At 58.9% G+C, this 23075-nt stretch carries 17 protein-coding genes; 14 read left to right on the plus strand and 3 right to left on the minus strand.

Annotation, left to right across the window (positions count from 1 at the left end; genetic code table 11):
* Positions 1-237 precede the first annotated feature (237 nt).
* Positions 238-2085 carry a L,D-transpeptidase family protein gene (locus BJF91_RS19795; protein ID WP_075616257.1) on the plus strand — a complete coding sequence of 616 codons (1848 nt, stop codon included), beginning with the start codon at positions 238-240 and terminating at the stop codon, positions 2083-2085.
* Between the two features lie 119 nt (positions 2086-2204).
* On the opposite strand, the gene BJF91_RS19800 is transcribed toward BJF91_RS19795, so the two are convergent.
* Positions 2205-2894, minus strand: a complete 690-nt coding sequence (locus BJF91_RS19800; protein WP_075616258.1) for an HAD family hydrolase — start codon at positions 2892-2894, stop codon at positions 2205-2207.
* A gap of 256 nt (positions 2895-3150) precedes the next feature.
* Here BJF91_RS19800 and rpiA point away from each other — a divergent pair, with 256 nt between their 5' ends.
* The 4 genes from rpiA (at position 3151) to BJF91_RS19820 (ending at position 7932) form a co-directional block, all read left to right on the plus strand.
* Positions 3151-3849 carry a ribose-5-phosphate isomerase RpiA gene (gene rpiA / locus BJF91_RS19805; protein ID WP_075616259.1) on the plus strand — a complete coding sequence of 233 codons (699 nt, stop codon included), beginning with the start codon at positions 3151-3153 and terminating at the stop codon, positions 3847-3849.
* A gap of 156 nt (positions 3850-4005) precedes the next feature.
* The gene (locus tag BJF91_RS19810) at positions 4006-4605 is read left to right on the plus strand and encodes a DUF2059 domain-containing protein (protein WP_075616260.1); all 600 of its coding nucleotides are present in this window, start codon (positions 4006-4008) and stop codon (positions 4603-4605) included.
* Between the two features lie 379 nt (positions 4606-4984).
* Complete coding sequence (gene gor / locus BJF91_RS19815; RefSeq protein WP_075616432.1) at positions 4985-6373, plus strand: glutathione-disulfide reductase; 1389 nt, start codon at positions 4985-4987, stop codon at positions 6371-6373.
* Positions 6374-6546: 173 nt separating this feature from the next.
* Complete coding sequence (locus BJF91_RS19820; protein ID WP_075616261.1) at positions 6547-7932, plus strand: class II 3-deoxy-7-phosphoheptulonate synthase; 1386 nt, start codon at positions 6547-6549, stop codon at positions 7930-7932.
* Between the two features lie 141 nt (positions 7933-8073).
* On the opposite strand, the gene BJF91_RS19825 is transcribed toward BJF91_RS19820, so the two are convergent.
* A complete protein-coding gene (locus tag BJF91_RS19825) occupies positions 8074-8580 on the minus strand; it encodes a hemerythrin domain-containing protein (protein ID WP_075616262.1) in 507 nt (168 codons plus the stop codon).
* A gap of 524 nt (positions 8581-9104) precedes the next feature.
* Between BJF91_RS19825 and ccoN the strand changes: the two genes are divergently transcribed.
* From ccoN to ccoP, 4 genes are read left to right on the plus strand one after another with little or no spacing between them, the layout of a single operon-like run.
* Positions 9105-10745 carry a cytochrome-c oxidase, cbb3-type subunit I gene (ccoN, locus tag BJF91_RS19830; RefSeq protein ID WP_075616263.1) on the plus strand — a complete coding sequence of 547 codons (1641 nt, stop codon included), beginning with the start codon at positions 9105-9107 and terminating at the stop codon, positions 10743-10745.
* 10 nt (positions 10746-10755) lie between these two features.
* Positions 10756-11487, plus strand: coding sequence for a cytochrome-c oxidase, cbb3-type subunit II (gene ccoO, locus BJF91_RS19835; protein WP_075616264.1), 732 nt, complete (start codon positions 10756-10758; stop codon positions 11485-11487).
* Between the two features lie 10 nt (positions 11488-11497).
* Complete coding sequence (locus BJF91_RS19840; protein WP_075616265.1) at positions 11498-11659, plus strand: cbb3-type cytochrome c oxidase subunit 3; 162 nt, start codon at positions 11498-11500, stop codon at positions 11657-11659.
* 2 nt (positions 11660-11661) lie between these two features.
* On the plus strand, positions 11662-12525 hold the full coding sequence (gene ccoP / locus BJF91_RS19845) for a cytochrome-c oxidase, cbb3-type subunit III (RefSeq protein WP_075616266.1): 864 nt from the start codon (positions 11662-11664) through the stop codon (positions 12523-12525).
* Between the two features lie 60 nt (positions 12526-12585).
* On the opposite strand, the gene BJF91_RS19850 is transcribed toward ccoP, so the two are convergent.
* On the minus strand, positions 12586-12942 hold the full coding sequence (locus tag BJF91_RS19850) for a VOC family protein (RefSeq protein WP_075616267.1): 357 nt from the start codon (positions 12940-12942) through the stop codon (positions 12586-12588).
* Between the two features lie 415 nt (positions 12943-13357).
* On the opposite strand from BJF91_RS19850, the gene BJF91_RS19855 reads away from it, so the two are divergent.
* The 5 genes from BJF91_RS19855 to BJF91_RS19875 all read left to right on the plus strand — a co-directional run bounded on the left by BJF91_RS19855 (position 13358) and on the right by BJF91_RS19875 (position 23009).
* Positions 13358-15334: a putative bifunctional diguanylate cyclase/phosphodiesterase gene (locus tag BJF91_RS19855; RefSeq protein ID WP_075616268.1), complete on the plus strand. Its 1977-nt coding sequence runs from the start codon at positions 13358-13360 to the stop codon at positions 15332-15334.
* Positions 15335-15414: 80 nt separating this feature from the next.
* Positions 15415-18393, plus strand: a complete 2979-nt coding sequence (uvrB, locus tag BJF91_RS19860) for an excinuclease ABC subunit UvrB (protein ID WP_075616269.1) — start codon at positions 15415-15417, stop codon at positions 18391-18393.
* Positions 18394-18883: 490 nt separating this feature from the next.
* Positions 18884-20881 (plus strand): methyl-accepting chemotaxis protein, encoded by a 1998-nt coding sequence (locus BJF91_RS19865; RefSeq protein WP_075616270.1) that lies wholly within the window; start codon positions 18884-18886, stop codon positions 20879-20881.
* A gap of 315 nt (positions 20882-21196) precedes the next feature.
* Entirely contained in the window at positions 21197-21979 is a 783-nt protein-coding gene (locus tag BJF91_RS19870) for a competence/damage-inducible protein A (protein WP_075616271.1), read from the plus strand.
* 190 nt (positions 21980-22169) lie between these two features.
* Positions 22170-23009, plus strand: a complete 840-nt coding sequence (locus BJF91_RS19875) for a universal stress protein (protein ID WP_075616272.1) — start codon at positions 22170-22172, stop codon at positions 23007-23009.
* Positions 23010-23075 lie beyond the last annotated feature (66 nt).

Below are 23075 nucleotides of genomic sequence, written 5' to 3' on the forward strand. Positions count from 1 at the left end.
CGAACCATGTTGATGTGAGATGATATGGTTACTGAATCTTAACCAAATCACGGCTTAACCTTGATGCAGTGTTAACCATGGTTCTGTGGTGAGCGGTCACACGAAGTTGACCCTTCGCAATTTAAGCATTTCGACATGGTAAACTTTCCAAAGCCGTCGTAATCGGCTAGGGAACCGGCTCAAGAACCGGGGACCGTTGCCGAGTCCCGACTTTGACCTTCTGAATGGGGAAAGCAGTTGCACAAACCTTCGCTGAACCGGGCGCTTTTCGCAGTCCTCCTGACCACATCGACGGTTCTAGCCGGCCTGCCGCAAACGGCAGGGGCTACAACCTTGATGGACCTCCTGCGCGGCCGGTCGGAAGAGCGCCGCCAGCCAGCCCCAGCCGCTGAAATCATTCCGCCAGCTCAGCTGCGCGATCCCGAGCCGATCCAGAAGGTCGCCGCTCCTCGCTATTACACATATAAGGCCGATAGCCGCCGTACGATTGGCATCAAGCCGCCGGAAATGCCCATTCCTGTCCTTGGCACCGACCATGACCTCGCCGTCGCGCATCTCGCGATGTCGCAGGTCAAGGTGGAAGCAACGCCGGACATCGCCCAGGCAGTTGAAAACTACTATAACAACAAGGGCGCCCTGATCTGGACGACCGATACCGCCGTCACCGACAAGGCGAAATCCGCTGTCGCTGCCCTGGCAACCGCCGATACCGCAGGTCTCGAGCCAGCCGACTACGCCGTGAAGATGCCCGAGGGCCTCGACACCATGCCTGAGGATGCACGCCGCCAGGCGCTGATGGCGTTCGAGCTTTCGTTGTCGGCGAAGATCCTGACCTATGTACAGGACACCGTGCGCGGACGTCTCGATCCGAACCGTATTTCCGGCTATCATGATTTCAAGCGTAAAACCGTCAATCTTGATCCGGTCCTCGATCTGGTGCGCACCAGCCCCGATATCGGCGCTTACCTGCATGGCCGCGACCCGGCTAATCCGCAGTTCATGGCGCTGAAAGCCGAGCTTGCCAAGCTGACGGCGGAAGGCAGCCAGCAACAGGTCAAGCCAGTCAAGATTAACCTGACCGGCGTGCTGAAGCCGGGCGGCAGCAATCCACAGCTCGCCAATATCGTCGAAGGCATCAAGGCCTATGGCAGCGATGCGCTGAAGACCACGCATGCCCTGACGCTGACCAATTACACCGGTACGCCCGATTATACGCCGGAACTGGTGGCTTTGGTCGAGGATTATCAGAAAGAACGCGGCCTGAAGCCGGATGGCGTCATTGGCCAGGGTACCGTGCGCACCATGGTCGGTCATTCCAACGCCGACAAGATCGAAAAGCTGGTCGTCGCCATGGAGCAGATGCGCTGGCTGCCTGCTGATCTCGGTCCGCGCTATGTCTTCATCAACCAGCCGGCGTTTGAGGCCTATTACTTCAACGATCGCCAGCAGCAGATCGCGATGAAGGTCGTGGTTGGTGCGCCTCAGCACCAGACCTTCTTCTTCCAGAACATGATTCAGACGGTGGAATTCAACCCTTACTGGGGTGTGCCACGCTCGATCATCGTCAATGAAATGCTGCCGAAGCTGCGCCAGGACCCGAGCTATCTCGACCGTCAGGGCTATGAGGTCAGCTACAAGGGCCGCAAGATGCCATCGTCGTCGATCGACTGGAGCACCAATCCCGATGTGGATGTGCGCCAGCCGCCGAGCAGCGACAATGCGCTGGGCGATCTGAAGATCCTGTTCCCGAACGCTCATGCCATTTACATGCATGACACGCCGGCAAAGAGCTTCTTCAAGCGTGACATGCGCGCGCTGAGCCACGGCTGCGTTCGTCTGGCCGAGCCGCGCGTCATGGCTGCCGCCGTTATGGGCACGACTGTTGACGATATCGACGCCCAGATCGCCTCCGGCCAGAACCGTGCCGTTCAGGTGCCGCAGAAATTCCCAGTGTATGTCGCCTATTTCACGGCCTGGCCAGACAAGGATGGCGTCATTCGTTACTATGACGATGTCTACAGCCGTGACGAAGCCACGCGCAAAGCCTTCGACGTCACCTCTACATCGCGCGGCGTCCAGAGCTGAACCGACCAAGTTATGTCAATGTGCAAGCAAAAGGCCCGGAACAATCGTTCCGGGCCTTTTGTGTTTATCCGTCATAAGGACGTGGCTGGCTGGTTCCCATCCTGAACACGGTGCGGGAACTACTTGAGCAGGCGCTCGATCAGTTCCGCGGTCAGCGCGTCGAAGTGGTCGATGACCACGTCAGGCTTGAGATCGGCGACCGGTACATCGGAATAGCCGAAGGGGACGGCGATGGAAGCGATTCGAGCGTTTTGGGCAACGAGGATATCGTTACGGCTGTCGCCGACCATGACGGCGCGTTTGGGATCGCCTCCCGCTTTCTCGATCGTGCCGAGGAGATGTCCGGCATCCGGCTTGCGGACCTCGAACGTATCGCCGCCGGTAATGGCGGCGAACCGGCGCGTCAGATCGAGACCGTCGAGCAGCGGCCGCGCCAGACCTTCCATTTTGTTGGTGCAGACCGCCAACAGATATCCGGCGTTCTCCAGCCGTGTCAGCGCTCCGTCAAGGCCCGGATACGACTGGCTTTGGCCCGGCATTTGGCTCTTGTAGTGGTCGATGAAGCGTTCCAGGAGCGGTTGGAATTCTTCCTCAGAGATCGACCGACCCCGCAGGCTGAAGGCGCGTTCGATCATCACTTTCGCGCCATGACCGACGAGATGGTTGAGATCGTCTGCCTCAACCGGAGCGAGATCGGCGGCGGCAATGGTGTGGTTGAGACTGGCGACGAGGTCGGCAGCGGTATCGATCAGGGTTCCGTCCAGATCGAAAACCACGATCGGGCGCAGGCTTTTGGAAGATGAAGACAAGGGCGTGCACGCTTTCCACGGTTGGGTGTTCAAAACCGGAGTTTCGAAAGCCACGGCTAAGGTTTTTTGCGGCGTAACGCAACATGGGACGGACACGAAAGGGGCTTTCGTTTGGGAGGCGACCCGTGTAAACAGCAAGCACTTTCTGCGGAAGGGATGAGGCGTTGCTAGCCGTTTGCGTTGCGTCGCAGGCTCTTCGACACACCCTGCCAAGTGTTGCGCAAGAACAGGTATTGCAAGAGGAGCTGCCGGCAGCATGGACACTCGCCAAATGAAGATCAAGGCCGCCGAACTGGCTTTGTCTTATGTCGAAGATGGAATGCGGCTTGGCATCGGCACCGGCTCGACCGCCGAGGAATTCGTCCGTTTGCTGGCGGAAAAAGTGGCCGGTGGCTTCAAGGTTCAGGGCGTTCCGACGTCCGAGCGAACCGCTCGCTTGTGTGTCGAGCTTGGTGTGCCACTGATGTCGCTCGACGAGATGCCGGAACTGGATCTGACGATCGACGGCGCCGACGAACTGGACCGGCGGCTGACCCTGATCAAGGGCGGTGGCGGTGCCCTGCTGCGCGAAAAGATCGTGGCCGCGGCATCGAGCCGGATGATCGTCATTGCCGACGAGACCAAGCTGGTAGAGACCCTTGGCGCCTATCCGCTGCCTATCGAAATCAACGTCTTCGGCGGTGTTGCGACCCGCATCAGCATTGAGAAGGCGGCAGTAAAGCTCGGCTTGACGGGAACCATGGCGCTGCGCATGAGCGGCGACGACCTGTTCATGACCGATGGTGGGCATTATATCCTTGATGCTTCTTTTGGCCGCATTCCTGATGCAGAGGCCCTTTCACGTGCCTTGCATGGAATACCCGGTGTGGTCGAACATGGGCTTTTCATCGGCTTGGCCTCCCTTGCCGTTGTCGCAGGTGAAGACGGCGCGCGGGTGATCGAGCCGTCGGCCTGATGGCATGCAAGGGGTGTTTGCCGGGCCCGGGGAATGTCGTGCGGACTTTGATTGGATGCATGACAGCGGGCAGGGCAGGCAGACCAAAGATTTAGTGACAGTTCAGTGCGGCCGTGGAGGCAATGTGCTGGGGACAATAACAGGAGCATGAGTTTTATGAGCAAGTTTCAAGCTATCGGTCGCCTTCGTTTCGGTCGCTTGACCGCCGGTGCGGTCATCGCAGCTTCGCTTCTGGCTGGTGCGTCCGCGCAGGCGCAGGACGTGACCGAGGCGCAGATCAATGTTGCCCGCCAGGCGATCACGGCGCTCGGCGTCACCAATGTGTTCGACAACATCCTGCCCAACGTTGCCGCCCGGTTGAAGGTTCAGTTGATCCAGGCCTATCCGAACCTGGAAGACCAGATCGACAAGACGGTCGACCAACAGGCAATCGCGCTGGCGGCTCGCCGCGGCGATCTGGAAAAGGAAGCAGCTACCGTTTACGCGAAGTCCTTTACTCAGGACGAGTTGAAGCAGATCGCGGCCTTCTTCTCGAGCCCGGCCGGCCAGAAGCTGATCAAGGATCAGCCGGTCGCAAATCGTGAGCTTGGCAAGTCTGCCGATATCTGGGCAGCCGGCGTCGCTCGGGATCTGGAAAAGAATACCAACGATGCTTTGGTGAAGACAGCCGGCGCCCAGTTGAAGGCCCAGATGCCAGCTGCCGATCCGGCCCCTGCGCCGGCAGCACCTGCGCCTGCTCCGGCACCCAAGCCTTGATTTAACCGCTTGCAACGAGAAGGCCCTGAGATCGATCTGGGCCTTCTCGTTCATTTCTTGCATGAGATCAGGCCTGACCTGTCGCCCCGGGTGACGTGGTGTTGCGCCGCCAGCGTAATCAGGCAACTTCCGGCTTGTCACTCTTCTGGTGTCGGGCAATTTCATCCTTATATAGAGCGTGTCCATTCCAGTCGTCCTTCGGGCTGGAGGCCATTTGTCCTGTCGGACGATGTGCTGGAAGCTGCCGAAGGTCTTCGGTGTTTCGGCGTTTTGCGGAAACACCAACCGCTCTAAGTCACTTTATACGCATTTCCGGACGAGAAATCGGTTCGCGCTCTCTCTGGAAATGCTCTGGTCGTCCGTCTTGCGGGAGTTTTCCATGTCATCATTCGATTATGATCTGTTCGTTATCGGCGGCGGCTCTGGCGGCGTGCGCAGCGCGCGCCTTGCTGCCTCCATGGGCAAGCGGGTGGCGATTGCCGAGGAATACCGTTTCGGCGGCACCTGCGTCATCAGGGGCTGCGTGCCGAAGAAACTTTTTGTCTACGCCTCGCAGTTTCACGAGCATTTCGAAGATGCGGCAGGTTTTGGCTGGACGGTCGGCGAAAGCCGTTTTGACTGGAAGAAGTTGATCGCGGCAAAGGACCAGGAAATTGCCCGTCTGGAAGGCCTCTATCGCAAGGGGCTGAACAATGCTGGCGCCGAACTGATCGAGAGCCGCGCAGAGTTGACCGGCCCCAACAGCGTTCGTCTTCTTGCGACCGGCCGCGAAGTCACGGCGGAGCGGATCGTGATTGCTGTCGGTGGCTCCGCCAACGGGCACCAGTCACTGCCGGGCCATGAATTCTGCATTACCTCGAATGAAGCGTTCCATCTCGACGAATTGCCGCGCTCTATCGTTATCGCTGGCGGCGGCTATATCGCGGTCGAATTTGCCAATATCTTTCATGGTCTCGGCGTAGATACGACGCTGATTTATCGCGGCAAGGAAATCCTGTCCCGCTTCGATCAAGACGTACGTCGTGGCCTGCATCAGGCGATGGAAGCCAAGGGCATCCGCATCCTGTGCACCGACGTGATCGAGGAGGTCACCAAGACCGCTGCCGGTGGGCTATCTTTGCGCACGCTGCAAAACGGCATGCTTTCCGCCGATACTGTCATGCTGGCGCTTGGCCGCGATCCCTATACCAAGGGCCTTGGCCTGGAAACGGCTGGCGTTGCCGTCAACGACCGTGGAGCGATCATCGTCGATGCGTATTCTCGAACCAATGTGCCCAGCATCTTTGCCCTTGGCGACGTCACGGATCGGGTGCAGCTGACCCCGGTCGCTATTCACGAAGCCATGTGCTTCATCGAGACGGAATATAAGAATAACCCCACTTCGCCGGATCACGACCTAATCGCCACCGCCGTCTTCTCTCAGCCGGAAATCGGCACCGTCGGTCTGACGGAAGAAGAGGCTGCGCGCCGCTTCGCCGAGATCGAGGTCTACAAGGCCGAATTCCGGCCAATGAAGGCGACGTTGTCCGGCCGGGCGGAAAAAACCATCATGAAGCTGATCGTCAATTCCGGGGATCGCAAGGTAATCGGCGTTCATATCCTTGGTCATGAGGCTGGCGAAATGGCGCAACTGCTCGGAATCACCCTGAAGGCTGGTTGCACCAAGGATGACTTCGATCGGACAATGGCTGTGCATCCGACCGCGTCAGAGGAACTGGTGACAATGTACAGCCCGAGCTATCGGATCAGGAACGGCGAGCGGATCTGACACGAAGCGAAATGGAGTAAGGCTGTAGGGTACAGTGCCGCCCTGCAGCCATTTCATTTAGACCGAGGCGGGTTTGCAGCAATCTATTGCTTTTCAAGCTTCCATTAAGAGTTTATAAGCCGCCGATCTCGAGCGGCCTTAAGTCTTGGCCGCGTTTTGTGTAGGTGAAGACGATGGCGCAGAATTGGACCCCGACGAGCTGGAGGCAGAAGCCGATCAAGCAGGCTCCGGCCTATCCGGATAAGGCCGCTTTGGCCGCAGCAGAGGAAAAGCTTGCCTCTTATCCGCCTCTGGTCTTTGCCGGTGAGGCCCGCCGTTTGAAAAAGTCGCTTGCCAATGTAGCCGAAGGCAACGGCTTCCTGCTGCAGGGCGGCGATTGCGCCGAAAGCTTCGCCGAACACGGTGCAGACACGATCCGCGACTTCTTCCGCGCCTTCCTCCAGATGGCTGTTGTCCTGACTTTTGGTGCCCAGCTTCCGGTCGTGAAGATCGGCCGCATTGCAGGTCAGTTCGCCAAGCCCCGTTCGTCCGATTTCGAGCGGCAGGGTGATGTCGAGCTGCCGAGCTACCGCGGCGATATCGTCAATGGCATCGACTTCACCGAAGAAGCTCGTGTTCCGGATCCGCATCGCCAGCTGATGGCTTACCGCCAGTCGGCCGCGACGCTGAATCTGCTGCGCGCGTTCGCCATGGGTGGTTATGCCAATCTCGAAAACGTGCATCAGTGGATGCTCGGCTTCGTCAAGGACAGCCCGCAGGCGGACCGCTACCGCAAGCTGGCCGACCGCATTTCCGAAACGATGGACTTCATGAAGGCCATTGGCATCAACGCGGAAAGCAATCCGAGCCTGCGCGAGACCGATTTCTTCACCAGCCATGAAGCCTTGCTTCTCGGCTACGAGGAAGCGCTGACGCGCGTCGACTCGACCTCTGGTGACTGGTATGCGACCTCGGGTCACATGATCTGGATTGGCGATCGCACGCGCCAGGCCGACCACGCCCATATCGAATACTGCCGTGGCATCAAGAACCCGATCGGTCTGAAATGCGGTCCTTCGCTGCAGGCGGACGATCTGTTGAACCTGATCGACATTCTCAACCCGCAGAACGAGGCAGGCCGTCTGACGTTGATCTGCCGGTTTGGCCACGACAAGGTTGCCGATCACCTGCCTCGCCTGATCCGTGCTGTAGAGCGGGAAGGCCGCAAGGTCGTTTGGTCCTGCGATCCGATGCATGGCAACACGATCACGCTCAACCACTACAAGACCCGGCCGTTTGAGCGGATTCTGTCGGAAGTCGAAAGCTTCTTCCAGATCCACCGCGCCGAAGGTTCGCATCCCGGCGGCATCCATATCGAGATGACCGGCAATGACGTGACCGAATGCACCGGCGGCGCTCGCGCGGTTCTGGCCGAAGACCTGCAGGATCGCTACCATACCCATTGCGATCCGCGTCTCAACGCCGATCAGGCGCTGGAGCTGGCTTTCCTGTTGGCCGAGCGCATGAAGGGCGGTCGAGACGAAAAGCGATTGAAGACGGCTTCTGGCCTCATGCTCTGACAACAAATAGCGGGCGTATCTGTTTCGATAACGCCCGCCTTCGCTGGTTCAGTCTCTTCAACGGCCGAGCCAGTGACAGACGGAAACGACGAAACCCGCCATCCATGATGGCGGGTTTCGTCGTTTTCACATGCTATTGCGTCAGGCCGTGTGGTGGCTGTCGATCTGGGTCAAGATATGCTCACGCTCGAAGGCAATGTGGCGCCTGAGACCTTCGAAAAATCCGCGCAGCATATAGCCGACGGCTTCCATGTTGACTTCGGCGCCGCTGCCGAGTTTCAGCAGCGCATCGGTCAGCTCCTCGGCAAAGCACTCATCCTCGCAATGCTCGAATCGCAACCGATTGAGCGTGTCGCTCATAGCGGAACTGCGTAAAGCAGAGGCTTCTAGCCATGGAAACAGTATGGTTTCCTCGTAGTGGTGAACGCCCTTGATCAAGGGGATCAATGCCTTGGCTGCGTAAATACATTTTTGTTTATTGATATTGGTCGGCAGGGAGTCTGCGACTTCTTCCAGTTCGTTGCAGAGCGCCAGCTGTTCCCGGTGCGCGCGATGCAGCCAGTCCACGCTTGTGTCGCAGGGCGGCAAAGCGAGGCCCTTGGCCCGACTGGCTGTCCGCAACCCTGTCTTGTCGACATTGCCTTGCATTCCGCTTCTCCTTTGTTCCCGGCCCGAATTGAAACGGGCGTGAGGCCGCAGCGCAGGGCATACGCAAATCCTGGCGGAGCGGGATCGAGGGTTTGGCAAACTCTCGTCTCGAGCCAAAACGGATTCCAGATGCGCTTGAGGCGCGAGGAATTCCCCAATGGCAAGAGAGCCGGTGGACCCGGGCCCACCAACGTCACGCTACATGTGCCGGTTTGCCGTGCCGAAACCCGGACGCCGTTGTCCGAAGCCTGCGACACAATGCCATTGCCGTTCTCTATCTATCGCTGCCGTGGCTCGGCCCGCCTTGATTTGAATCAAGGCTATTGGCGCTTGGCAGTGGCAAACAGACGGTAACGCAGAAGTCGATCCGTCTGGCGGACGGCATGGCGACTGGTATCGTCGGGAAAATCGGCCTGTCGAATACGGGCTTTTTCATTGAACGACTGCGCACACCGCAAATCAGGGCGGAGCCCTTCCGAGAAGGAAGGACCGTGCCGACACGAAGCCGTTGGGGGATGCCAACAATGAACTATACTTTCGAAACCATGGTTCTGGCCATTTTGGCCTTTACCGCGCTGCTCGGGGCGGGTTTCGCCTATGACAGCCTATTCGCTGCCCATATGTGGGTGGCGTTTGTCCTATTTCTTGCCGGCACGGTATTGATGCTGCGCCGCGCCAAGTTTGCACCGGCAGGGGCCGGCGCGATCACTCGGGCGGCGGCACAGCCGAAGACCGAATATTTCGACGAGGTCGTGCGCTACGGTGTCGTTGCCACCGTATTTTGGGGCATCGTCGGCTTCCTGGTCGGCTTGATCATCGCCCTGCAGCTCGCCTTTCCCGACCTCAATATCGGCCCCTGGTTCAACTTCGGCCGGCTGCGCCCGGTGCATACGTCGGGCGTGGTTTTCGCCTTCGGCGGCAATGCGCTGATCGCCACCTCCTTCTATGTCGTGCAGCGCACCTGCCGCAGCCGGCTGTTTGGTGGCACGCTCGGCTGGTTCGTCTTCTGGGGCTATAACTTCTTCATCGTCATGGCGGCCAGCGGCTATCTGCTCGGCATCACCCAGGGCCGCGAATATGCGGAGCCGGAATGGTATCTCGACCTGTGGCTGACGGTGGTCTGGGTTGGCTATCTTCTCGCCTTCCTCGGCACGATCCTGACCCGCAAGGAGCCGCATATCTATGTGGCGAACTGGTTCTACCTTGCCTTCATCGTCACCGTTGCCATGCTGCATATCGTCAACAACCTGGCGATCCCTGTCTCCTTCCTCGGCGTCAAGAGCTATTCCGCCTTCTCCGGCGTGCAGGATGCACTGACGCAATGGTGGTACGGCCATAACGCGGTCGGCTTCTTCCTGACGGCAGGCTTCCTCGGCATGATGTATTATTTCGTGCCCAAGCAGGCCGGACGTCCGGTCTATTCCTACCGTCTGTCGATCATCCACTTCTGGGCCCTGATCTTCCTCTATATCTGGGCTGGCCCGCACCACCTGCACTACACGGCACTGCCCGACTGGGCGCAGACGCTGGGCATGGTGTTCTCGATCATGTTGTGGATGCCTTCCTGGGGCGGGATGATCAACGGCCTGATGACGCTCTCGGGCGCCTGGGACAAGATCCGCACCGATCCAATCATCCGCATGATGGTCATCGCCATCGCCTTCTACGGCATGTCGACCTTCGAAGGCCCGATGATGTCGATCAAGACGGTCAATTCGCTAAGCCACTATACCGAATGGACCATCGGTCACGTTCACTCCGGCGCACTCGGCTGGGTCGGCATGATCACCTTCGGCGCGATCTACTACCTGACGCCCAAGCTCTGGCACCGCGACCGCCTCTATTCGATGCGGATGGTCAACTGGCACTTCTGGCTCGCCACGCTCGGCATCGTTGTTTATGCCGCCGTGCTCTGGGTTGCCGGTATCCAGCAGGGCCTGATGTGGCGTGAATATGATGCACAGGGCTTCCTGGTCTATTCCTTCGCGGAAACCGTCAAGGCCATGTTCCCCTACTACGTGATGCGCGCCGTTGGCGGCGGGCTCTATCTCGCAGGCGGCCTGGTCATGGCCTGGAACGTCACCATGACCATTCTCGGCCATCAGCGCAATGAAGCACCTCTTGCAGGCTCGGCCATGCCGCCTGTCTTGCAACCGGCGGAGTAAGGAGGGCACCATGTCCATTCTCGACAAACATAAGATCATCGAAAAGAATGCCAGCCTCCTGCTCGTGGGATCGCTGCTGGTGGTCGCAATCGGCGGCATCGTCGAAATCGCTCCGCTGTTCTACCTGCAGAACACCATCGAGAAGGTGGAGGGCATGCGGCCCTACTCACCGCTCGAACTGGCCGGCCGCGACATCTATATCCGTGAAGGATGTTATCTCTGCCACAGCCAGATGATCCGTCCGTTCCGCGACGAAGTGGAGCGTTACGGCCATTACAGCCTGGCGGCGGAATCGATGTATGACCATCCGTTCCAGTGGGGCTCCAAGCGCACCGGGCCCGATCTGGCCCGGGTGGGGGACCGTTATTCCAACGACTGGCACGTCCAGCATCTGAGCGATCCGCGCTCGGTGGTGCCTGAGTCGATCATGCCGAAATATGCGTTCCTCAAGGAAACGCCGCTGAAGATCACCAATGTCTCCATGGACCTGAAGGTGAACAGCGAAGTCGGCGTGCCCTATACCCAGGACATGATCGACAACGCCAAGGCGGACCTTGCCGCCCAGGCCGATCCCAATGCCGATACGAAGGCGCTGCTGGCGCGCTATCCCAAGGCCAAGACCGGCGATTTCGACGGCAATCCGGCGGTCGTGTCCGAAATGGATGCGCTGATCGCCTATCTGCAGATGATCGGCACCTTGGTGGACTTCACCAAGTATGACGACGCAACCGGCTATCGCTGAGGAGGGTGTCATGGAAGGAACCGAAATCTATACGGCCATGCGCCATTTCGCAGACAGTTGGGGCATGCTGGGCATGCTGCTGTTTTTCGCGGGCGCTATCCTCTTCGTCTTTCGGCCGGGCGCCAAGCAACATGCCGAAGACGCTGCCTCTATCCCCTTGCGGGAGGACTAATCATGTCTGACAAACACATTGACGAAATCAGTGGTGTCGAAACCACGGGCCACGAGTGGGACGGTATCCGCGAACTCAACAATCCCATGCCGCGTTGGTGGGTCCTGACCTTCTACGCCACCATCATCTGGGCGATCGGCTATACCGTCTTCTATCCGGCCTGGCCGATGCTGACCTCGAATACAAAGGGTCTGTTCGGTTATACCAACCGGGCGGCCGTGACAGCGGAGCTGGCTGACGCCAAGGCGGCGCAATCCGTCTTTACCGACAAGATCGCGGCCCTGCCGGTCAAGGATATCCTGGCCGACAAAACCCTGACACAGTTTGCCGTCGCCGGCGGTGCTGCTGCCTTCAAGGTCAACTGCACGCCCTGCCATGGCTCCGGCGCCGCCGGTGGTCCCGGCTATCCGAACCTGAACGACGACGACTGGCTGTGGGGCGGCGACATCGACGCCATCTATACGACACTGCAGCACGGCATCCGCTATACCAGCGACCCGGATACCCGCGTTTCTGAAATGCCGGCTTTCGCCGATATCCTCAAGCCCGAGGAAATCCGTCAGGTCGCCGCCTATGTCGTCAGCCTGACGGGCAAGCCCTCCAACGAGGCGCTTGTCGCCCCTGGCAAGAAGGTGTTCGCGGACAATTGCGTCGCCTGCCATGGCGACAAGGCTGAAGGAAATCGCGATGTCGGCGCACCCAATCTGTCAGACGCCATCTGGCTGAAGGTGAACGGCGAACAGGAAATCGCCCAGCAGGTTGCGCATCCCAAGCATGGTGTCATGCCGGCCTGGTCAGTCCGTCTTGGCGATACCACGGTCAAGGAACTGGCCGTCTACGTCCATTCGCTCGGCGGCGGCGAGTGACGAAAAGCCCACCGGGTCGAACAGATCCGGTGGGCGTTCGATTGAGTCGACGGGGAGGGATCAGGCGCCCTTGTCCGACCACACTGCCAGCTCATAGCCATCGGGGTCGCGGAAATGAAACCGCCTGCCGCCCGGAAATGAGAATATCGCGCGGCTGACCGTGCCGCCTGCCTGCTCCACCTTGCTCTGAGCCTGTTCAAGATCCTCTGCAAACAGGATGACCAATGGCCCGCCGGCTACTGAGACCGGTGCCGTTGTGGTAAAGCCGCCCTTCAGCCGACCATCGTCGAACTCGCAATAATCGGGTCCGTAGTCGGTAAAGCGCCAGCCGAAGGCCGCTCCATAGAAATGCTTTGCCCTGGCAATTTCCCGGACATTGAACTCGATATAGTCGATCTTGCTATCACTGTGCGCCATCGCGTGCCTGCCTCTCATCCGCATCGGTCCTGCAGCCGACTATAGGGCATATCAGCTAGGCCGCACCAACGCTTTTCCCAAAGCCGGAGCATAGCCCGCGTTACCTGGCCGCAAAGACATTCTGCCTTTGCGCAATGTCCGTATTCTCACGCTTTGAAACCTTGGTGCGCAATCACAGGCACTTACGGATCGCCCGGCCCGAATTCGAGGCGTCTCCCACGCTGTCAGGTACATTCTTTTCCCGTCCAAGATGGTGGCTGCGGCGATAATTGGGTCTCTCTGCGATTTTAAGTTCAGTGTTCACTCTTTCTTTCCACAAAGTCGTGATCCTCACGTAGCTTCATGTCACTGCAATTATTGCGCTTAATATTTAGATGAGACTGTTTTGTTTTCAGAAACATTAGAACAAAAGGAAATGCTTTTATTGTCCGTGCGTCAGGCTCGGGCAGCTCTTGCGGTGCGTAGCAGCCTTTTGGCTGCTGGATATAATATTCTGGCTGCCACGATGATCGTCGGTTTACTTCTGCTGGAAGCAAAAGGCGGTGACAGGCTTGTCTTGTGGCTTGTTGTCCTGGCTCTGGTCACCGTGTTTCGGGTTGGTCTTTCGTTTCGTCTGCGCAGATTTGTCCAGAGCTCAGGGGTTCCGGAAGATATCGTCAGGCTCGCCTGTATTACGGCGATCCTCCATGGTCTGACCTGGGCTGCCTTGCCGACCTTAGTCGTCGATGTCGACATGCTGGGCGCCGACCCATCGGTTCTACTGATCATGGGTGGATTGATCGCTATGACGATCTTGCGCCAGGCCGGAATGAGCCATATCGCCTTCTGTTTCTGCATACCGATTATCGTGGCGATGATCTGGAATTTTGCCAATCACGGCGGAATCGTCGGTATCGTTTCATCATTCAATTTTATGGTGCTGACTGCCTGGATGTCGCATCTGCTATTGCAGGCTGACAAGGCTTTCGTCGACAGTGAGACTGCAAAGCTGCGCAATCAAGCCGCGACGCAGAACCTGACCATCGCCAACGAAGACATCAAACACAAGAATTTGCGCCTTGAGGTGCTCGCCAACGGCGACCCCGTGACCGGTTTATACAATCGTACTTATTTCAACGGACGTCTCGCCGGCGAAATTGCCGCAGCAAAGATCGGAAACCGTCAGGTCGGGCTCGTTCTGGTCAATGTCAACCGCTTCAAGCTGATCAACGACGCGTTCGGCCATCGCGGTGGCGACCAGTTCCTGGCAATCCTTGGCCAGAGGCTTAAAAACCTAGTTGGTCCCGATGCAATTATGGCGCGGATCGGCGGTGACGAATTTGCCATTCTCTTGTTGGACGGTAACGTGAGTGAGAATTCGCGGATCGTTGCACTCAATATGATCGCGCCGTCATTGGCGCCCGTGACGATCCAGGGCGTGAAGGTCAATTCCGGCCTCAGTACCGGCATGGCGATCTTCCCCGACCACGCCGAGGACGCAGAAGGCCTATTTACCTGCGCGAGCATGGCGCTTTCAGAGGCCAAGCGCGCCGGGCCGCGGCAGGTGCGTGAATTCGACCTGGCGATCAAGAAACGCATCGATCGCCAGCGTGATATTGAACAGGACCTTGGAGAAGCGCTGGCCAAGGGAGAGCTGGAAACCCGGTTCCAGCCGCAGATCGATCTCGCGACCGGTGACGTGGTCGGTTTCGAGGCATTGTTGCGCTGGTTCCATCCGCGTTTCGGCGCCATCTCTCCGCCAGAAATCGTCGATGCAGCCCAAGCAATGCAGCTCAGCGAAGCCCTGACCGCCTTCGTGACCGAACAGATCTGCTGTCTCTTGCAAAGACTGGCATCGCTTGGCCTGCCGGATGCGGTCGTCGCTCTCAATGTCTCGCCGCGGGAATTCGCTCTCTACGACGTCTCCGTCATGCTGGACCGAATCACTGAAGCGCATGGCGTCGACCGCCGGCTGCTCGAGGTCGAGATAACCGAAGAAACAATTTTGGATCCCGTGGTTGCCGGCGAGCAATTGAGCCGCCTGGAAGCAGGCGGCTATAAACTGACCGTAGACGATTTCGGCATGGGCTATTCCTCACTGGCCTATTTGATCAGCCTGAAAATCGCCCGGTTGAAAATCGATCGCAGTTTTGTCAGCGATATCGACAACTCTCACAAGAACAAGGCGATGATCGTGGCACTGGTTGGCCTTGGCCGGGCGATCGGCGTCGATATCGTGGTGGAAGGCGTCGAAACAGCTGCGGATGCCGCAACCCTGCGAGATATCGGCTGCAACATCGGCCAAGGCTACTACTTCGCCAGGCCAATGCCCGTCGAAATGCTGCCCAAATGGATCGAACGCCAAAAAAAAAGCGCTCACGATGACGATATAAGCCAGGTTGCTGTGGCGTGATTACCAGAACTGTTGCTTTTTTGTTCTGATTGCGTCGCTTCACACTTCACTTTGGCCTCGGTCTTATCCATATTTGAGCCATGGCCAGATCTCCGAATAAAACCTCCGCCCGCAATCCTGCTTCCGCATCACGTGACGAAGACGGTTCGCCGCACGCTTCCGGCTTCGAAGAAGCGCCGCAGGCTGCCTTCGAAGGTGCGCCTTTAAGCGGAAGCGTTGCCGATTGGGTCAAACAGCTGGAGGCGGAGGCCGAGTCGGCTGGCGTTGAAAGCCAGCGCGAACTGGCGTCCAAGGCCGGCAAGCACCGCAAGAAGATCGAAATCGAAGCCCGCAAGCACGCCGAAAAGGTCGCGCTGGAAAAGACCGCTGGCCGCAAGGCTGCCGCTGAGCCGACAAAGCCGGCGCGCAAGGCCAAGGGCGAAGATGGTGGTAGCGCCATGCGCACCTCGCGTGGCGTGTCGATCGGGGCATCCTCCGATCCCGCTACGCGCGCCGCTGCCGGCCTCAATCCAGTCTCGGGCATGGATGTATCATTGGAGGAAGCTCAGACGCTTGCCCCCGGCGCCGTCACGGCAACGGTCGAGGCGTTGTCTGCGCTGATCGAAAGCGGCAATCCGCTGTTCAAGGACGGCAAGATCTGGGCGCCGCACCGGCCGTCCCGGCCGGAAAAATCCGAGGGCGGCATTCCGATCCGCATGGTCTCCGACTATAAGCCGGCCGGCGACCAGCCCACGGCGATCCGTGATCTCGTGGAAGGCATTAACTCCGGCGAGCGTAGTCAGGTTCTGCTCGGCGTGACCGGCTCGGGCAAGACTTTCACCATGGCCAAGGTGATCGAGGAAACCCAGCGACCGGCGGTGATTCTCGCCCCGAACAAGACGCTTGCCGCCCAGCTTTATTCGGAGTTCAAGAATTTCTTCCCCGACAACGCGGTTGAATATTTCGTCTCCTATTACGACTATTACCAGCCGGAAGCCTATGTGCCGCGCTCGGATACCTTCATCGAGAAGGAAAGCTCGATCAACGAGCAGATCGACCGGATGCGCCATGCCGCCACCCGCGCCATACTGGAGCGGGACGACTGCATCATCGTCGCCTCGGTCTCCTGCATCTATGGTATCGGGTCGGTCGAAACCTATACGGCCATGACATTCCAGATGTCGGTAGGCGATCGGATCGACCAGCGGCAGTTGCTGGCCGACCTCGTTGCCCAGCAGTACAAGCGGCAGGACATCAATTTCATACGCGGCTCCTTCCGGGTGCGCGGCGACACTATCGAAATTTTCCCGGCCCACTTGGACGACGCTGCCTGGCGCATATCGATGTTTGGCGACGAGATCGACGCGATCACCGAATTCGACCCGCTGACCGGCCAGAAGACCGGCGATATGAAGTCGGTGAAGATCTACGCAAACTCGCACTATGTCACGCCGCGCCCTACGCTGAACGGCGCGATCAAGGCGATCAAGGAAGAGTTGAAGCAGCGGCTGGCTGAGTTGGAAAAGGGCGGCCGATTGCTTGAGGCCCAACGGCTGGAGCAACGCACCCGCTATGATATCGAAATGCTGGAAGCAACGGGCTCCTGCGCCGGCATCGAAAACTATTCGCGCTACCTGACTGGCCGTACGCCCGGTGAACCGCCGCCGACCTTGTTCGAATATATCCCTGATAATGCCTTGCTTTTCATCGACGAAAGCCATGTCTCCGTCAGCCAGATCGGCGGCATGTATCGGGGCGACTTCCGGCGGAAGGCGACGCTTGCCGAATACGGCTTCCGCCTGCCGTCCTGCATGGACAACCGACCGCTGCGGTTTGAGGAATGGGATGCGATGCGCCCGCCGACCGTCGCTGTTTCGGCAACGCCCGGTTCATGGGAACTGGAACAGTCCGGCGGCGTGTTTGCCGAGCAGGTGATCCGCCCCACCGGCCTGATCGATCCGCCTGTCGAGGTCCGCTCCGCCAAGACTCAGGTCGACGACGTGCTGGGCGAGATCAAGGAAACCTCGCTGAAGGGTTATCGTACGCTGGTGACGGTTCTGACCAAGCGCATGGCCGAGGACCTGACGGAGTACCTGCATGAGCAGGGCGTGCGGGTGCGCTACATGCATTCCGATATCGATACGCTGGAGCGGATCGAGATTCTGCGCGATCTCCGGCTCGGCGCCTTTGACGTTCTCGTCGGCATCAACCTGCTGCGCGAAGGCCTCGACATTCCCGAATGCGGCTTCGTTGCCATTCTCGATGCCGACAAGGAAGGCTTCCTGCGTTCTGAGACATCGTTGATCCAGACCATCGGTCGTGCAGCGCGTAACGTGGACGGCAAGGTCATTCTCTACGCTGACCAGATCACCGGCTCGATGCAGCGGGCGATGGATGAAACCTCGCGACGCCGTGAAAAGCAGGTGGCCTATAACCTGGAGCATGGCATCACGCCTGAGTCGGTCAAGGCGAAGATTTCCGACATTCTCGACTCGGTCTACGAGCGCGACCACGTCCGCGCCGATATTTCCGGCGCCAGCGGAAAGGGCTTTGCGGCGGGCGGCCATCTCGTCGGTAACAATCTTCAGGCGCATCTCTCGGCGCTGGAAAAGCAGATGCGGGATGCCGCCGCCGATCTCGACTTCGAGACGGCTGCCCGCCTGCGAGACGAGATCAAACGCCTGAAAGAGGTGGAACTGGCCAGCATGGGCGATCCGGGCGAGAAGGAAACCGCCCGTGCCCAGGAGCAGGGCAGAAGCCCGCAGCCCGGCGGCCAGCCGGGGGCGGTCACGTCCTCCAGCTATTTCGCCAAACCGTCGCTCGATGACATGGGTCCAGGCACCGACACGGCTAAACCGCTGTTTCGCAAAAACACGCTGGATGAAATGACTGTCGGCCGTACTGAGAAGCCGATGCCAGGAAAGTTGCCCGAAAAGCCGGACTCGTCGGCGGCAAGCACATCAGCAGACGATCCGCGCCCGATCGTAAGGGCACGTGCCGGCCATGGCTCCTACGAAGAGCCTGGCGATCAAAAGCGCAAGAGTCGCACCAAGGGGAAGACTGGCCGGCCCGGTCGGTGACCGGGGCAGCCGGGGAGGGCTCTGCGTCCTGCTTGCCCTGGTGCTTGCCAACGAAATGAGCAGGTTGAGCCTTGTTGCAAGACACTGGCCAGCACTCTCACATCGCCAGGTCTGCCGGTGGACATTGCACAAAGTGCGGGTTGCAGGCTCGTGACTTCGGTCATGGCGTGGTTTTGCCCATGTTTTCAGCGCTTACCATTGCGCAATTTTTTCATGGAAGCTGCTTTAGCTTGGCCGATAATTGGCTCGTATCAGGGCATGATGTTGCCTGCGGTTCACCAAAAATAATTATATGAACCACTTAAACATTAGTTCTCACTAATTGTTAGGATTTATTGGCTACTTTTCGTGCAAATCGCCGTGACAAGTTTGTTGCGGACACGCGAGGCTGATTTGGTGTGACCGATAAGCGGCACTCAGAGCGGCTCAAGCCACAATCTGCTTCCGTCCGCTCGCCGGCAGGGATGCATTGGGAACACGAGGAGACGATATGAAAAACCTGCCAATTATCGGAAAGTTCCTTTCGATCATGGCGCTGTTCGGCTTATTTGCCATTGGCGTCGCGGGCTATGCGGGCATGCAGCTGAAATCCATCGATACAGAATATAGCGACTTGCTTGATGGTGAAAGCACTGCGTCCCTAATGTTGGCGCGAGCGAACCGATCAATGCAGTTAGCTCGTGCATCCCTTGGGGATTTGATGATGTCTCCGGACACCAAAACGATTGAGGCGGCCAATAAAGATTTCGAAGCGGCTAAGAAATCGTTCGTCGGCTTTATCGATAAGGCGCAAGAGGCGATGCCGGCCAAGTCCGAGATTCCAGCGTTGAAGGCAGATGTGCTGAAACTCTTTGATGAGACCTGCAACAACGCAAAAAATCTTGGTTTGTCGTCTTTGACTGATGAAGGGATCTTGGCCTCTCAGAAAGTCTATTTGAAGGAATGCCAGCCGCAATTCGCTGCGATAGCGCCTCGTTTTACGCAGTTGACGACGGCTTTCGTTGAGGAGACGAACAAGCGAAGCGAGGAACTTTCAAACATCACGAATAGCACTATCCTGACGACAGTCGGCGGTGTTCTCGGTGGCCTGGTTGTTGTTCTCGCCATCGGCTTCCTTGGAATTCGCTCCTGGCTGGTCGTCCCGATCCGGGCCCTGGCCGAAAAGATGGGTGTTCTCGCCGGTGGCGATCTGTCGGTTCCTGTCGATGGCACCGAGCGTCGTGACGAGGTCGGTATCATGGCCCGCGCCGTGCAGGTGTTCAAGGACAATGGTCTGAGAGCGCGCGAACTGGAAAAGCAGGCGGACGATGCTCGCAACATGAGCGAATCCGAGCGGAAGCGCGCCGCAGAAGTCGATGCCAAGCGCAACGCCGATATGGCGCAGGCAACGTCTGGCCTTGCCGAAGGCTTGAAGCGTCTCTCTGCCGGCGACCTGACCTTCCAGCTCAGCCAGCGCTTTGCCGATGAATTCGAAGGCCTGCGCAATGACTTCAACGGTACAGTCGATCAATTGCGTCAGACTCTGTCTGCGGTTTCGCATGCGACCGGCTCGATCGACAGCGGCTCTCGCGAACTGAGCCAGAGCGCCAATGACCTGTCTAAGCGCACCGAGCAGCAAGCCGCAGCGCTTGAGGAAACCGCTGCAGCTCTTGACCAGATTACCACCAATGTGGCCAATTCGACCAAGCGCGCCGAAGAGGCCCGTTCGATGGCCATGCAGGCCAACCAGTCCGCCCGCCAGTCGGGTGAGGTGGTTTCCAATGCCGTCAACGCGATGCAGCGCATCGAGCAGTCGTCGAACCAGATCTCCAACATCATTGGCGTGATCGACGAAATCGCCTTCCAGACCAACCTGCTGGCACTGAACGCCGGCGTCGAGGCAGCCCGTGCAGGTGAAGCGGGCAAGGGCTTTGCGGTTGTCGCCCAGGAAGTACGCGAACTGGCGCAGCGTTCCGCCCAGGCGGCCAAGGAGATCAAGGAACTGATCCGCAACTCCGCTGACGAAGTCGGAAACGGCGTCAAGCTGGTGACAGCGACCGGCGAAGTGCTGAAGGTGATCGAAGGTCATGTCGTGTCGATCAACAGCCAGCTGGATGCGATCGCAACCTCGGCTCGCGAGCAGTCGGTCGGCCTTTCGGAAGTCAATACCGCTGTCAACCAGATGGACCAGGTAACGCAGCAGAACGCCGCGATGGTGGAAGAAGCAACGGCGGCCAGCTCGTCGCTGGCCAACGAATCGGAAAAGCTGCGCCATCTGGTCAGCCAGTTCCAGCTTGGTGGCGCAACTGGCGCCAGCGGCTATGGCAATGCAAGCGGCGCATCCCGCTCGGCTCCTGCTGCCAGCCACGGTCATTCCGGCAATCGCCCGGCCAGCGCCAGCAGCGGCCATAAGCCTGTCTCATCTCCGGCCCGCAAGATGGTCGGTCAGGTTGCCAAGGCACTCGGTCTCAACACCGCAGCCAAGACCGACAGCTGGGAAGAGTTCTGAGATCACTGACTGCAAGACATCGAAAATGCCGTGCGCCCTTGGCGCACGGCTTTTTGCTGTCCTGAAGCGGCTGTTTACATTTCGCGAGATGGAAAGTTCTGCTGTCCCTGAAAACGCGGCAGCGCATATTTCGGCATCTGTCAGCGCCTCACGGCAAATCCAGCCGAGCCTTCGTTGCGTTGTGCGTTCTGGGCTTGCAAACTGATGGCAGGCTTCCGATAGTCTCACCCGTCGCATGACGTCACCTTAAATCGGGCTCGATTCCAGGAGACATTCCGCGCGCTTTCCGTCTTCACTGTCGCCAAAGGTTGCTTCATGTCCGACATTTCCGCCGCTCCCTCTTCCGAGATCGTCACTGCCGCCATGCTGGCCATTGGCGACGAGCTTTTGTCCGGTCGCACCAAGGACAAGAATATCGGCCATCTCGCCGATGTGCTGACACTGGCCGGTATTGATCTCAAGGAAGTGCGAATCGTCGCCGATGAAGAAGACGCGATCGTCGAGGGGTTGAATGCACTGCGTGGTCGCTACGCCTATGTGTTCACGTCAGGTGGCATCGGGCCCACCCATGACGACATCACCGCCGATGCGGTTTCGAAAGCCTTCGGGCTGCCTTGCCTGCACGATGACAAGGCGATGGCCCTGATGGGTGAAATGTATGCCCGTCGTGGCCTGGAATTCACCGAGGCCCGCCAGCGCATGGCTCGCATGCCGAAAGGAGCCGAGCATATCGACAACCCGGTCTCGACCGCGCCCGGCTTTCGGGTGGAGAACGTCTATGTCATGGCCGGCGTGCCGCAGGTGTTCCAGGCTATGCTGGAAAATGTGGTCAAGACCTTGCCTGGCGGTGCGCGGGTTCTGTCACGGGCAATCGCCTGCCCCTATGGCGAAGGCGAAATCGGCACGGCGCTCGCCGCCGTCCAGAAGGCGCATCCGGACACCAGCATCGGTTCCTATCCCCGCTACGATGGCGCCAAGGGCTTTCATACGGAACTGGTCGTGCGCGCACGCTCCGAAGAGGTACTGGAAGCCGCCGCAGCCGCAGTGGAAGAAATGATCGCCGGCGTCACCGGCGGCAAGACCGTGCTGGAGGCGTAGGTCGCTCCGCCCAGGGGTCTAGATCCGGCTTGAACAGACACAAAGTCTTGACCGAGATCAAGGAACCCGGCCAGCGGCGGGGCATTATATTGTTGCGCTGAAGCATAATCTGCGCAGGCAGATCAGCTTCGGCGGCAGCGCGGCCAACGTGTTTTGATCTTTCGGTCGAAACGCAAAGCGGGAGATGACAATGACTTATAAAACTATTCTGGGTGTTCTCGACAACCGCAAGACGGCAGCACAGGTGACGGAGTTTTCTGTAGCCCTGGCCGAACAGTTCAGCTCTCATGTCATCGGCGTTCACTGCGAAGCGGTGGCGGGATTGCCGTTGATCGCGCCCATGGAAATTCCCGACCCGGTGGCCGTCCAGGCAATGCAGGACATTGCTCACAAGGAGAGCGGCGTTATCGAGGCAATTTTCGCTGAGGCCTCGCGCCGTGAAGGTGTTTCCAGCGAATGGCGTAATTTCGTGACATCCGCCGGCGTCGTCGGCTCGTTTACCGACAGCGTCCGCTGCGCCGATCTGGTTGTCGTCGCTCAGGGCGAGAGCGGTTCGATGTCAGACAACAGGACGGAGCTGGAAGCGGCATTATTCGAGAGCGGACGGCCTGTATTGCTGGTTCCCTATATCTTGAAGGCACCACGGCCGATCAAGCGGGTGCTGATCGCCTGGAACGGCTCTCGCGAGGTGGCTCGCGCCACATTTGATGCTCTGCCGTTCCTGAAGCAGGCCGAAAGCGTTGAAATCTTTTCGGTGGTCGATGGCGAGGATGCCGATCTGTCGCGCAGCCTGCCCGGCGCGGAGATTGCCGCGACTTTGAGCCGCCACGGCGTCAACGTAACTGTTACCCGCCAGGACCAGGCGCAGCTGAAGGCCGCCGCCCATATCGAAAACCGGCTATCGGATCAGAGCATCGACCTTTTGGTCATGGGCGCCTATTCCCACAAGCGCTGGTGGGAAGTGCTGTTTGGCGGCGTGACCCGCACCATTCTGGATTCCATGACTGCACTGACCCTGCTGTCCCGGTAAGACGGGACAACGCACGAAGCACTTTGAAGGTCTCCGGCCTAAGGTCGGAGACCTTTGCTGTCTGTA

Source organism: Gillisella taibaishanensis (assembly GCF_001938985.1).
GTDB lineage: Bacteria > Pseudomonadota > Alphaproteobacteria > Rhizobiales > Rhizobiaceae > Allorhizobium > Allorhizobium taibaishanense.

Excerpts from the sequence above, each read along its gene's own strand:
- rpiA (WP_075616259.1), top strand. The coding sequence starts at position 3,151 with ATGGACACTCGCCAAATGAAGATCAAGGCCGCCGAACTGGCTTTGTCT.
- BJF91_RS19810 (WP_075616260.1), top strand. The coding sequence starts at position 4,006 with ATGAGCAAGTTTCAAGCTATCGGTCGCCTTCGTTTCGGTCGCTTGACC.
- gor (WP_075616432.1), top strand. The coding sequence starts at position 4,985 with ATGTCATCATTCGATTATGATCTGTTCGTTATCGGCGGCGGCTCTGGC.
- BJF91_RS19820 (WP_075616261.1), top strand. The coding sequence starts at position 6,547 with ATGGCGCAGAATTGGACCCCGACGAGCTGGAGGCAGAAGCCGATCAAG.
- BJF91_RS19825 (WP_075616262.1), bottom strand. The coding sequence starts at position 8,580 with ATGCAAGGCAATGTCGACAAGACAGGGTTGCGGACAGCCAGTCGGGCC.
- ccoN (WP_075616263.1), top strand. The coding sequence starts at position 9,105 with ATGAACTATACTTTCGAAACCATGGTTCTGGCCATTTTGGCCTTTACC.
- ccoO (WP_075616264.1), top strand. The coding sequence starts at position 10,756 with ATGTCCATTCTCGACAAACATAAGATCATCGAAAAGAATGCCAGCCTC.
- BJF91_RS19840 (WP_075616265.1), top strand. The coding sequence starts at position 11,498 with ATGGAAGGAACCGAAATCTATACGGCCATGCGCCATTTCGCAGACAGT.
- ccoP (WP_075616266.1), top strand. The coding sequence starts at position 11,662 with ATGTCTGACAAACACATTGACGAAATCAGTGGTGTCGAAACCACGGGC.
- BJF91_RS19850 (WP_075616267.1), bottom strand. The coding sequence starts at position 12,942 with ATGGCGCACAGTGATAGCAAGATCGACTATATCGAGTTCAATGTCCGG.
- BJF91_RS19855 (WP_075616268.1), top strand. The coding sequence starts at position 13,358 with ATGCTTTTATTGTCCGTGCGTCAGGCTCGGGCAGCTCTTGCGGTGCGT.
- uvrB (WP_075616269.1), top strand. The coding sequence starts at position 15,415 with ATGGCCAGATCTCCGAATAAAACCTCCGCCCGCAATCCTGCTTCCGCA.
- BJF91_RS19865 (WP_075616270.1), top strand. The coding sequence starts at position 18,884 with ATGAAAAACCTGCCAATTATCGGAAAGTTCCTTTCGATCATGGCGCTG.
- BJF91_RS19870 (WP_075616271.1), top strand. The coding sequence starts at position 21,197 with ATGTCCGACATTTCCGCCGCTCCCTCTTCCGAGATCGTCACTGCCGCC.
- BJF91_RS19875 (WP_075616272.1), top strand. The coding sequence starts at position 22,170 with ATGACTTATAAAACTATTCTGGGTGTTCTCGACAACCGCAAGACGGCA.